Raw genomic sequence first — 12,268 nt, 5'->3', positions numbered from 1 at the left:
ATGGCAAAAGAGTTTAAAATTTTCATTAGCCATTCATGGGCACATGGTGATGACCTTGAAGCTTTACAAAACTTACTTAACGCACGCGGCTACTTTAATGTAGAATTTCTAGAAGCGTCAAAGAAAGTTCCAATCAACTCTGAGAATGCAACTTATGTGAAATCAGTACTTAGAGATAGAATTCGAAATTCCAATATCATTTTGGCACTAGCAGGCATTTACGCATCACATAGCGAATGGATGATTTGGGAACTTGAAACTGCACAATCTTATGGAATCCCGATTGTAGGAGTAATTCCCAGAGGACAAGAAAGAATTTCGACAGAAGTTTATTCAAGGTCTAAAATTGATATCCGTTGGAATACTGAAAGCATTGTACAAGCAATTAGAACATATGCTATATAAAGCACGAAGGCACAATCGAGTAGACTGCCCCGCCAGCCTTGGCTGACGGGGAGAGCCTCTCACACCACTGTACGTACGGTTCACGTATACAGCGGTTCGTTAAGAAATGGAGCAATTTTCTGATAATAAGTAAACATAGGTTCGTAACCGCGTTGTTGCAGACGTTCCACCGTGATGGTGGTTTTCAAAATAGGGCTACAGGCGACCGCCCATGTACCCATTCGGCTACGGCTGTGGCTGTATGCGTGTTCAAGGTCAACGCCCAAACGTATCAGGTTTTTCCGTCTTCGTTCGGATTTCTTCCATTGTTTCCAGATACAGCAACGTAACCGGTTACGCACCCACCCATCCACATCTTTGAGTTTTTCCTGGATACTTGCCATGCGGTAGTATTGAAGCCAGCCTCGCTGTACTTCTTTCAGTTTGTGGATACGCTCATCGAAACTGGCGGGTGTGGTTTTTCGGGTGATGGCTTTGAGTTTTAGTTTCAGGTTTTTCCATCCTTTGCCGCTTACCACCAGCTGGTATTTGCCTTTTTCCCCCTTTTTGTAAGTGGGCACAAAACCATATCCTAATAGCGAAAAGTTTACGGGGCGACGGATTCCACTTTTCTCCCGATTAATAGGCAGGTGTAGTTTACTCTTTAGAAAGAGAAAGATCTCGTTGCCTGTTTTGCGGGCTTGCCATTGGCTTTTGCAATAAATGCTAAAGTCGTCAGCATAGCGGACAGACTTTAATCCACGTCTGTCTAATTCTTTATCCAATTCATCTAACATGATATTGGAGAGAATCGGGCTCAGCGGACTGCCCTGTGGTACTCCTTTTCGGCGTTTGACTAACTTCCCGTTGATTAAAATCGGCGCTCGCAGCCATTTGCGGATAAGACGCAGCGTAAGCGGGCATTTTACCTTGCGATACAACAATTGCAGCAAAATGCAGTGGTCTACTTCGTCAAAGAAGCTCTTCAGGTCAATGTCTACTATATCCTGATAACCATTGTTTATATACTCCAATGCTTTGAGTACCGCTTGCAGGGCATTCTTATTCGGGCGAAATCCATAACTGTAATCCTCAAATTCCATTTCGAACCGGTTGGCTAAAACTTGCCCTACGGCTTGTTGAAGCATTCGGTCAACCACGGTAGGCACACCTAAAAGACGTGTCTTCCCATTTCCCTTGGGTATCTCTACCCCCAAAATGGGTTGTGGCAGGTAAGTGCCATTTAACAATGATTGCCCTATACTTTCCCTGTTCTTTGTCAGGTGGTCGTATAGTTCGCTTACAGGCATCCGGTCAACTCCTGCCGAACCTTTGTTCTGCCTGACCTGTTGCAATGCACGCATCATGTTGTGACGGTTAATCACTTGCTCGATCAATTCCATTTCGTTTTTGTTTGCTAATTTAATCATCTTCTCTTGCCCTGTTTCGCTTGCTACAGGCTATTTCATTGCTGAAAATCCATGTCGCATTAAAAACTTCTTAACGTTCAGTCCTTCATTACGTTCGTGAGACCTCCGACTCTCTGGATTTCTATCACTTGCCGGCTCGTTTTCCGTAATTACTATGACCTCGGCTGACTTCTCATTACATTTTACTGCTTAGAGATCTCCCCCGGTAAGAGCTTTTTCCTTCCTCCAATCCCTGCGGTATCTACATATCTGTCCACAAACTACCTTTTGGGCGTTACAATGATGTGGTTGCTTACCCAGGACAATTATGCCTCATATACCGTTTCTGTTCGTCAGTACCGGATTTTGCAGTCTCGCTTCCTTCACTGCTGTCGTCACCAACAACCAGCTTGCGACTTGCTAATGCTTCGGGCACGACCCCGTGCATAAGGGACTTACACCCTCTGGAAAAATACACCTGCTTAGAGCATTGTTTAACCAAAATTATTTGTAATTTTGAAATTTTACTGTTGCTTGCAGCAGGTGCGCTCTGCTCATGCAGGGCGCACACATCACCTATACGCAAGCAGGGGTTTCGTGCTTCGTAGGACAGGAAAGTGCTAAATTTGAAGTTCAGTTCTTCGTAGGAAGTTCAGTGGTTAAAATCCCTGCCTGCGTATAGCTGAGAACCGTTATAAATTGCTCGGTATTTTGAGGGTTAAAATTTTGTTTTTAAAAGCAATTGTAATAAGTATAAGTACAATACCGAAGATCATCCCTGCAAAAAATAGACGGAAATTAAATCCGGTTGTTGGGGTGGTTTTTTCTTTCAAAGTGAGGTTTTCTTCTTTTAAAGCTTCAAGGGTGTATTCGAGGTTTTGGTTCTCCCGGGTTAGTTTATAAATTTCATTGTTATACTCCTGTTCCAGGATCTCAAACTCTTTGATCGTTTTTTCAAGCAGGCTTTTGTTTTGGGTGATCGTTTCACTTGCAATGGGATATTTGCCCGTGTGTGGATCCACAGTGGCCGCGGTGTCGTAGTTTATGGTGTGGCTTGAAGATTCACTCATCAACCGGGTGTTCTCATCGCTGAGGCGCTTAAAATCGGTTTTGAGGTTTTCAATCTGGATTTCTTTTGTCTGAAGTTCATTCTTTAAAGAGATCACGGCTGAGCTGTCCGTGGTTGACACCACTTTTTCTGTGATGATTTGTTTGGGTTTGCATCCCACCAGGAAGAGCAGGGTTGCTAAGAGCAACAGGACAACCGGTGCTGTTCTATTTGGTGCAACCACTGGTGCAACCACTGGTGCAAAGATTGGTGCAAAGATTGGTGTAGCATTTTGTGCAACAATTCTGTGTTGTGAAGCTGTATGTTTGACTAAGTTATTCATGATGCTTTTCGGATTGCTTCGAGGAATTTGTAATGGTAGCCGGCGATGGTGTGGGCGCTGTCGAGGCCGTTGATGATACGGCGGGCACCGAAGGGATCGTCGCGTTGGGGGTTGAAAAAGTTCTCGAGCGAGTAGCCGGTGAAGTCGCCCCGGTTGGATTTGCCCAGGACCATTCCCTCAACGAGGATTTGGGCGGAGATCTCGGGATCGAGCGCGAGCTCCGGTTGTTCCAAGAGCGGCAGCCCCATCAGATCACCCATCCGTACGTAATTCTCATACCATGTCAGTTGGACATCCCCACGGCCGTAGTAGATCTGGTCCGGCCAGGTGTAGGGCTGGCCATTTTGTTTGATCTTCTTCCCGTAGGATTTACCCGCACCTTTCCCCCACTCCTCAATGGGTTGCATGGTATGCGCGGTTTCGTGATAAGATGTGGCCAGCATGTAAGCACACCAATTGTCGACAGTCACCTCGAACTTGGCGAACGCTGCCAGCTTGTGTAGGATCCCCTCCCGCTGGCGGTCGTTCAGTTTCCCGTTGAAGAGTGAACGGTTGATTTCCTGAAAGAAGAGTTGCCGGTTCATGATGTTTGGAAATTGAATTTGTGGGATTATTGTTGTTCCTCAACCCGTTTGAAAGTACCACGAGGTGGTAAACGGTTTGGACAATCGACCACCAAGCAGTAGTGATCATCCCCATCCTTGCGCCAGCGGATCTCCCGCTCCACCGTTTTCTCGAGACCGGTGATACGCCGGTGATCTTCGGTGATCTGCAGTTGAAGCAAGGCGAGATCCTTCTTCAGCTTCTCGTTGATGCCCTCCTTCTCCCTCAGGATTCTAAGCAGCTCCTCCGAATTGGACTTGTTGTAGGAATTCATCTTCTCCATGTGGGCCACCGTTCGTTCCAGGAGACCCATCATCTCCGTCGCAGCCAGGGCATCCTCCCGTTTGGCGGAAGCCTCCGACTGGAAAGCCTCGCTTTGCTTGATTCGTTTGTTTTCCTTACGGTTCACCACCGCAGAGATCCATCCCCCCAGGGCGCCACCGCCCAGGAAAGAACTCATGGTGACCAGCCATTCACCGTTCACCGGAAGTATATCCATCAACATAACCATCGTTGTAATCCATTAGATTCTCGTGAGCGCGGAAGCCTGCAGAGGGAGAAACGGAGCCGCCCGTGGGGCGGCTCCGAACAAAGATCAAATCATCGAGACCTCAACCCGGCCCGCGTAGACCGAATTAGAGACCAGCTTGCCATCTGCCGAGGTGAGCGCCAGATAGGTATCCACCAGCTCGCCATCCCAAGTGGGGGGCACAGCCAGTGAACCGCTGCCGTCGGCCCTGGTAGCCGCATCCATGTCGTAGGATGCATCACCGGTGATCGGGTTGAATGCCATCAGGATCACCTTGTCGGTGGCTGCCGCGTTGTTGAGCAGATCGGTGTCCCACACGAAGTCGAGACTCCCCCCAGAGCTTGTCGCCGATGCACTGCCGGCACCATAGAGCTCTCCGGAAGTCAACTTCACCAACGGGAAGTTGATCTCGAAGTCGGGGTAGATGCCGATCACCGCGTTTTTGACGTTGTAGGACATCGCCACGCTGAAGGCACTCTTACCCGTACCGACGCTGCTTGCGAAGCCCACCCGGATGATCGGGACGAAAGTCTTCAACATCTTGCCGATGATAGAGAACCGTGTGCGCTGAGACACCTGTGCCTCGGTCCGCGGGTTGTGCACGCTGGCAGGCATGCTTCTGATGTAATCGATGCCTCTCCAGGAGGCTCCGACTATGTTCCCCACCTTGCCGGAGAATCCGCCTAAAATACCTTGTTTAATTGTACCCATGATAGATAAATTTTAAAATGTTAAACATATGGTTTAATAAGAGATGGTACGGAGTTGGTATTGACTTGTCGGTAGGGTGACTCTGAAATTTTTGGTTTACAGAATCGTAAACCGATGCCGGCCGGAATCCTCACTGCCCCAAAGCAGATACCTATCGGGCCATCTCCGGAAATAAAATTACAACAGGAAATCAGGGCACCATTAAACCGGTGAGGATTACGCTTTTATGCTTGTAAAAGCATTCGATTGCAGGGGAAAGAAAGGGTAAAATCTAACAATACTCTAACGATACTCTAATAATTTGGAGAGAAAAAAATGGAACTTCAATAGAAGTGAAAAATATAGGATAAGAATCTTTTAATTCTAATTAATCGTCGATAATTAGAATAAGCGCGAACAGAAATAGATCGAAGGAATAAATGAAACCATAGCGATCAGCAAAGGGTGGCTTTGTAATCGGCAAGGTTTTCCGGTGAAATACGATTTCCGCGGAAGCGGAATTGGAGATTTCATCGGAAACCCGAAGGGCTTGACCTTGTAAGATTACAGCGCAAGCCACCGTATCTTTGCGGGGGTTCATTTATGGGGTTGCAATAACTACAATCCGACAGTGAGAATTTCGTTGATGTCGGTGGTGAAGTGTTTGGAGAGGTGTTCCTGGCGCATCTTGTGTTTGCGGGGATCCTGGGTGGCGATGCGGATCACTTCCTTGTGGTACTTGTGATTTAGGCCGTCGATGGCCTCCATCAGTTTTTTGTGTTTGGGATCGGAGTTGAAGAAGAGCGAGGGTTGGAACTCGTTGGCATCGACAAAATCGGTGAACCATACCCCACCCCGCTTGAAATAAAGATACGGCTTGTAGATCTGTTTCAAAGCGATGTTGGCGAACTTCACCAGCTCGAGCGTGGAGTTGGTCGGGAAAGGAAGTTTGATCTGTATGGATGGGTAGTATTGCGTTTCGTGCTCTTTGAAACGGTTGGTTTCGAGGAAAACGATCATCTTTTTGCAGAGCGATCGCTGCTGCCTCAACTTCTCGGCACCCATGGCCGTGAATGTAGTAATGCGCTCCCGCACCTCATCGAAGGAGCGGAGATCCGTCTCGAAGGTGCGGGTGGTAGCGATGCTCTTCTTCTTTTCCACCGGTACCATCTCGAGGGTGGGGATTCCCTTCAAATCTTTTTGAAGATTTAATCCGACGATTGTCATGTTCTTCAGCACCCAGGATTCGGGGAGCTGCACAAAGTCGATGGCCTTGTTGGCACCGATGGCATAAAGTTTCTTCGAATTCCTTCTGCCCACACCCCAGATATCCTCCACCTTCAACCATTTGAGGGCTTTGATCCTTTTCTCTTCGCTGTCGATCACGTAGCTGCTACCGGTCTCCTTGGGAAACTTCTTCGCGATGCGGTTGGCCAGTTTGGAAAGAGCTTTGGTGGGTGCGATGCCAATGCTGATCGGGATACCGGTACCCTTCTCGACACGAGACTTCATCTGCAGGCCATACTGTTGCAGGTCCACGTTGAGGCCATCGAGATTCAGGAAGCACTCGTCGATGGAATAGATCTCCTGATCGGGTGAGAAGTTGGAAAGCAGGCTCATCACTCTGTGGCTCATGTCACCATAGAGCGGGAAGTTAGCGGAGAAGACTTTGACACTGTTCCGACGGAAAACCGATTCATACTCAAAAGCCGGCGCCCCCATGGGGATGCCGAGGCTTTTGGCTTCGTTGGATCGGGCAATAACACAACCGTCGTTGTTCGAGAGAACAACGATAGGTTTGCCGTTCAGCGAAGGGTTGAAAACCCTTTCGCAGGAAGCGTAAAAGTTATTGCAGTCGACCAGCGCGTACATCAGTGTTTGCGAATTGAATATTTGACAATGCCCCAGATCGTCACACCCTGTTCGTAGTTGACCTCGATGAGGGGAAAATCCTGGTTCGAGGGGAGCAGGAAGCATTTATTCTCTTTCACCTTGATCCGTTTCAAGGTGAACTCACCATTGATGAAGCAGAGTGCGATTTTGTTTTCCTCCCACTCCAGGCTCTTGTCGATGATGAGCAGATCACCGTCGTTGAAATCGTTGCTCATGGAACTGCCGGTCACCCGGGCAAAGAATGTGGTCTCCTTTTGATCGATCAGCAGCTCGTCCAGGCTGATGTAATCGTGAAAGAAATCTTCGGCCGGCGAAGGAAACCCAGCCTGGATATCCCCGATGTAGGGATATTTTTGCTCAGAGCTTTCAGGATGAATCAGTTCGATTTTCTGGGTGTTGAGTTCCTTTTGCATGGAGCAAATGTAGGGTTTTTCCACTGGACGAGATGAAAGATTTTCATTAAAAATGATTATTGAATTGGCGGAAAAACTGATCAGTTTTTCCTGCCAATTTATACAGATTATTTTGTTTCAATTGTTGCAAGCGGGAATTGTGAGAACAAGGATCACGCAAATGTGGTTGGATCGAAAAAAGAAAACACACGTCGCGAAGCGACGTGTGTTCTAAGGTTCCACTGTGCCCGGTAATTAGATTAAGATAAATGTTTTCAGGATGTGATTGGACTGGGTCAAACAGGAAATGCAGCCTTGAGCTGGAACGGAGCAATGGAAAAACGGGGGAGCGCAGCGACCTGTTTTTGCTTGCGGAGTGACGAGGCGCGAGCCGACGCGAGTGGAGCGAAGGCGGTGGCATGAGGGAGCGCGAAGTCATGAGCGCTGGTGACGCCTGCTGATGACAGCCGGGGTGGCGGACTTTTTGTTATATGGCCTCCGGGAAGGTGTGGGCTTGGTGGAGCGACGAAAGGAGTGGAATGTAGCGATGAAACGCCAGGGGCTTTGGGGAGGGCGGCCTTGCAGCGAAGTGCGAAGCATACTTGGCTGCAAGGGCGGGAAGAAAGCTTGAGATCCCTTGCCCATTGGTAGAAAGCGCCTGGCGTGAAAGCGCGGAATGGAACGGAAGAGGAGCGGAAGCAAGCTCACGCCGATGAAAGATCGGTGGTGGTAAACGCGGGGAGCGTTGCGGTGCGAGCGAAGCGAACGGAGGAGGGAGATCGACCCGAAGCATGAGGGTCGGCTGCCGACAGAGAGAGCCGTAGCGAACACGGCAGTAACGCGGAGGTGCAAAACCGAGAGAGCGAAGCGATGTGAATGGAGCGAGAGGAGGATCCGGACCGACCCGAAGCATGAGGGTCGGGCGGAGAGGGAGCGAGCGGAATGGACATGGCAAAGCGATGGGATAAGAAAGGGACAACAGTGATGTGGGGGGACGGTAGATATACAAAAAGTGTGACACCCCGATTAGCCTGAGCGACCCGCAGGCGAGCAGAAACACGGAGTGGCGGTTGCCCCCTTTCAAATAATGTATGAGCGAAGCGAATACCTTATTGGGGATTCAAGGGGGCAAGAGTAGCCACGCGTGAGGATTGAGCGAGCGTTGTGCAACAAAACAAGCAGCCACGCAGCGATGAGCACCAAACAAAGCGACCTTAGATTGACCGTGATTGGGAACGCTGTTGGGTTGTAGATGCCAATCACATTGCAGATGAGGGGAACGGGAGCGGAGTGAGCGGGAGCGCAAGAGCTAAGTGTGGATGCGGTGCCTGCAAGGGTGGCGAAAAAAATACTACCTTTTGAAAGAGAGGAGCCGGAGGCGAATCTCCAAAAGGTGGAGATTTTTTTCAAGCCACTTGCTTGCCCTTGCAGGCATGTTTTGTGAACTAAGCGAGCGATTGACGAACACCTTATTTCCTGTTCCGGTTGGACTTTGTGGGGCGGTGAGAGAGATGGGGCGGAGAAAAACCGGCTTCGGATGGGAAACGGGGAGACCGGTTAATGTTTGGGAGACTGTTGAGATGCGGTGTGAAGGGGGATGTTGCAAGGAACATAAGTTGGTAGATGGATTTCACTACCGGTAAGGCAAAAACAGCCAGGGAAGTGTGGTGTTAGGAAATTGAGAGTTGTTGCTGTCTTGGAATATAGAGAACGGCTTTAATAGGGATAGCTGTTTTTGCCGGGGGGGGCCATAAGTATCATGTGCCAGGTGCTTTAACTTTGCAACTATATCAGCCATGAAGAAAAAAGAATATGTAAGATTATCTATGTATGAAAGTATCGATGTATTCATTTACACTGTTTATGAGTTTTCTCAATTCAACAAATGACTTCTCTCCCAATCCATTGATATTTCTCAATTTATCTTCAGGAGTTAAGAGAATCATCCTTTCAAAGGTATCGAAAGAATAATCATCATTTAAATACTTTCTAAGTGTATTCTTTAAACGAACAGAGAGTAAAATAATTTTAATGTTGATGAAATTAGTAAAGATCATCTTTTGCAAATGAGTATATTTTTCAGGTTCAGGCAGTTCTACGAGAGGTGTATGGGATTTTAAATCTGGCAGTTCAATATCCGCCATTTTATTTGAAGAATGGAGAGAAATATATTTTTGGGAAATTTGTACCAGTTCATTACTGGTCTGTAATCCACAATTTCTAATGTCATGAAAGTGGCCATGTGAATTATAGTAATCCAGTATTTGGAAGAGATTGTTGAGGTTGTTGTATTTGCAAATATTAAATGTACTATTACTCAAACCCTCAATCTCAGATAGTTGTTCAATGGAGGTATCCAGGCAAACATTATCCATGGCATAAGAACATTTTTCATCTTTCGTATTTATCCTTAAAAAGAACTGAATTCAATATTGGCAAAGGTAGTCAAAGACTATATATTTAAAATCCAACGATGTAACAATGCAAAAATAAAAGAAAATATTGAGGATGTGAAGGATTATATTGACAAAAAAACTGATTTGCGTGAATGAGAAATGAAAAAACCTTATAGTTTTATCAGAGGTTTATTTTCATAATGACACAGGTTGTCAAATTTTTAATTGTTCTTTGTCTATATTTGTTTATTGAGAATCATAACCTGGAAATAAATCAGAATTGATGCAAGAAGAGAAAAATTCACACCATGTCGTACTGGAAAGTGGTGAGGGAGAAGATCAATTGCGATTTCACGTAGGAGTAAGCGATGAAGCGTATCAGAGAGCCATCGAGTTGATGGATCTGGAAGAAGGAACGATTAGTCATGATAGGAGGACAGACTTGTTCTTCCAGGCGATTAAAGAAACTTCAAAGGAAAATCGAGAGAAATAGCACAAATTGGATAAAAGAATTGATAGGTAAAGCAGAAATGTTTTCGTAAATTCGTTGCTTGAATCAATTGCCAATAGTAAGAAATGGTGGAAAGTTAACTCATATCATTGAAATCCCTTTGAGAACTAAACGAGCAGTGGTCATTCTCACCTAGGTAAATATTGAAGAGAAGTCATAACCTATGAAGAATCAGCTCAGGGAAAATTACTGTATGCGCAATTGCACAAAAAACAGACAGTCTCCATAAAGTATTTATAATATGAATATTATAAAAACAAACAGGTAGCATATATGAAATGTATATGCAATAGTATGGCGTATACACAGATGTTAGCAACAAGGCGAAAAAAGAGAACCTTCAAGACTGATAGGTGCAGTTTAAAACAAGCAGATTAAAATATTTAGCTCTTTGACAAGTCGGTGCAAATTTGATGGAATTTATTTTGTTTTTTTTCTCCCCCCGCAAAAAAAGGAAAGAAACCCCACCCCACATTGCAGCACATTTCCAAGCCCCCACAAGCCAACGCCCAAACCAAAGGCTTGTAAAAGAGCTGCAATTTTGCCTACACACTCGTGCTGAATTGTTACTTTTGAGCTATTAAGAAATGAACCGACAAAATGAAAAAGGAAATAGACAACAAACTCAACTTAAAAAACATCAAACCAACTGCAATGCGACAATTGGTTTTGCAAGTTCTAACAGAACAAAAAACGGCTATTAGTTTGCCTGAATTAGAACAAAAAATTGAAAAAGCCGATAAAGCAACTCTTTATAGAACACTAAAAACATTTCAGGAAAACAAACTGATTCATTCGATAGAAGATGGTTCGGGTTCTTTGAGATATGCGCTTTGTCAGGACAATTGCGAGTGCGACCCCGAAGACCTGCATGTTCATTTTCTTTGCACAAATTGCAATCAAACCTTTTGTTTAAACGACATTCCTGTTCCAACTATAAACCTCCCCAGTAGTTTTTCCCTCGAAAGCGCAAATATGGTAGTAAAAGGAGTTTGTTCAAATTGTAAAAAATAACTTTGCAACCCGGTTGCATGAACTTTGGTGTATATTTGTCGTTATAACTTTGTATCAACATTTTAAAACTGTAAGAGATTGAGTTTATTGGAAAAACATACGGGTAAATTTCTTGTGCTGATTGCAGGGATAATTATTTTTGCCCATGCTGTTGTTCCTCATCATCATCATTTCGATTCCGTTGAATCACATTCGGAAAGTTCGGAGTGTAAAACATCAAAATCTGAAAAGCACGGAGAAAATCCTGAAACGCATTGCCATGCCTTAAATATTGTCGTTTCAGAAAAATCTGGCGATGTTGATGTAAAATTACCGCTTGTAACGCAACTACATTTCGACCTTTTTAGAAGTGAATCAAAGTCAGATATAGCATTAAATGTTGACGAGGTAATTGGCATTATTTATTTTTGTTTTTCTCCTCCCAAACAAATATTTCTCACCAACTATTCATTGAGGGCACCTCCCTTCGCTGTTTAATTTCTTTTAGATTTTCTTATAAATCCGATAGCACATTTTTTATCGGCAATATTAATCACTTAATCTTTTAAGTATGAAAAAGAAGAGATTAAGCAAGCAGGAGCTTCTTGAAAAGCAAAAGCTTGATAATAAAAAATTTAACAGGACCATGCTGATAAGTTTCAGCATCCTTCTTCTGAGTCTTATGTCAATTCTGATTTTCTATACCTATCGTTGCGAAACCAGGTTCGCATGGCGTAAAATTGTATGGTATGGTCAGAACATGCCTGAAAACTGGATATGTATGAATGGGGATAATTTACAGATTCATGAAAGTACTAAAGCAGTTTTTGAGAATAAAGTTTACTATTTCTGTAGCCAACAATGTTTTAATCATCTCGCAAAACATTTCAAGGAAGTGGCAATGGTTGCCGATGCATTTTCGGGAGATTCAATAAACAAAGCTGACGCAATTATCGGACTTAAAACAAGGAATAAACAGGACGTGGTCTATTTCAAAAACAAAGAAAATTTCAATAGATATTATGAAACGAAATATTAAAAATAAAATCAAGATTCAAACAAATAAATTTTAGATGA

At 45.0% G+C, this 12,268-nt stretch carries 12 protein-coding genes; 4 read left to right on the top strand and 8 right to left on the bottom strand.

The genetic code is table 11. The features are described from left to right. Positions 1–405, top strand: a complete 405-nt coding sequence (locus JS578_08400; protein QRX62910.1) for a TIR domain-containing protein — start codon at positions 1–3, stop codon at positions 403–405. Positions 406–485: 80 nt separating this feature from the next. On the opposite strand, the gene ltrA is transcribed toward JS578_08400, so the two are convergent. The 8 genes from ltrA to JS578_08360 all read right to left on the bottom strand — a co-directional run bounded on the left by ltrA (position 486) and on the right by JS578_08360 (position 9,666). After that, on the bottom strand, positions 486–1,781 hold the full coding sequence (gene ltrA / locus JS578_08395; GenBank protein QRX64969.1) for a group II intron reverse transcriptase/maturase: 1,296 nt from the start codon (positions 1,779–1,781) through the stop codon (positions 486–488). Positions 1,782–2,485: 704 nt separating this feature from the next. Then, on the bottom strand, positions 2,486–3,184 hold the full coding sequence (locus JS578_08390; protein ID QRX62909.1) for a hypothetical protein: 699 nt from the start codon (positions 3,182–3,184) through the stop codon (positions 2,486–2,488). Further along, positions 3,181–3,768 carry a hypothetical protein gene (locus tag JS578_08385; GenBank protein QRX62908.1) on the bottom strand — a complete coding sequence of 196 codons (588 nt, stop codon included), beginning with the start codon at positions 3,766–3,768 and terminating at the stop codon, positions 3,181–3,183. Before JS578_08385 ends, JS578_08390 begins: the two co-directional genes overlap by 4 nt. Positions 3,769–3,794: 26 nt before the next feature. Beyond that, positions 3,795–4,286, bottom strand: a complete 492-nt coding sequence (locus tag JS578_08380; protein QRX62907.1) for a hypothetical protein — start codon at positions 4,284–4,286, stop codon at positions 3,795–3,797. Between the two features lie 96 nt (positions 4,287–4,382). Further along, positions 4,383–5,027: a hypothetical protein gene (locus JS578_08375; GenBank protein ID QRX62906.1), complete on the bottom strand. Its 645-nt coding sequence runs from the start codon at positions 5,025–5,027 to the stop codon at positions 4,383–4,385. A gap of 597 nt (positions 5,028–5,624) precedes the next feature. Beyond that, positions 5,625–6,878: a Y-family DNA polymerase gene (locus tag JS578_08370; GenBank protein ID QRX62905.1), complete on the bottom strand. Its 1,254-nt coding sequence runs from the start codon at positions 6,876–6,878 to the stop codon at positions 5,625–5,627. Further along, a complete protein-coding gene (umuD, locus tag JS578_08365; protein ID QRX62904.1) occupies positions 6,878–7,312 on the bottom strand; it encodes a translesion error-prone DNA polymerase V autoproteolytic subunit in 435 nt (144 codons plus the stop codon). Before umuD ends, JS578_08370 begins: the two co-directional genes overlap by 1 nt. Before the next feature lie 1,799 nt (positions 7,313–9,111). Beyond that, positions 9,112–9,666: a hypothetical protein gene (locus JS578_08360; protein ID QRX62903.1), complete on the bottom strand. Its 555-nt coding sequence runs from the start codon at positions 9,664–9,666 to the stop codon at positions 9,112–9,114. Positions 9,667–10,798: 1,132 nt separating this feature from the next. On the opposite strand from JS578_08360, the gene JS578_08355 reads away from it, so the two are divergent. The 3 genes from JS578_08355 to JS578_08345 all read left to right on the top strand — a co-directional run bounded on the left by JS578_08355 (position 10,799) and on the right by JS578_08345 (position 12,230). Beyond that, positions 10,799–11,212, top strand: coding sequence for a transcriptional repressor (locus JS578_08355; GenBank protein QRX62902.1), 414 nt, complete (start codon positions 10,799–10,801; stop codon positions 11,210–11,212). Positions 11,213–11,290: 78 nt separating this feature from the next. Continuing rightward, positions 11,291–11,689 (top strand): hypothetical protein, encoded by a 399-nt coding sequence (locus tag JS578_08350; protein QRX62901.1) that lies wholly within the window; start codon positions 11,291–11,293, stop codon positions 11,687–11,689. A 73-nt stretch (positions 11,690–11,762) separates the two neighbouring features. Continuing rightward, positions 11,763–12,230, top strand: coding sequence for a hypothetical protein (locus JS578_08345; GenBank protein QRX62900.1), 468 nt, complete (start codon positions 11,763–11,765; stop codon positions 12,228–12,230). Positions 12,231–12,268 lie beyond the last annotated feature (38 nt).

It is taken from the genome of Dysgonomonadaceae bacterium zrk40, assembly GCA_016916535.1.
Lineage (GTDB): Bacteria > Bacteroidota > Bacteroidia > Bacteroidales > Dysgonomonadaceae > Proteiniphilum.
This window is presented reverse-complemented; position numbering and strand designations above follow the sequence as displayed.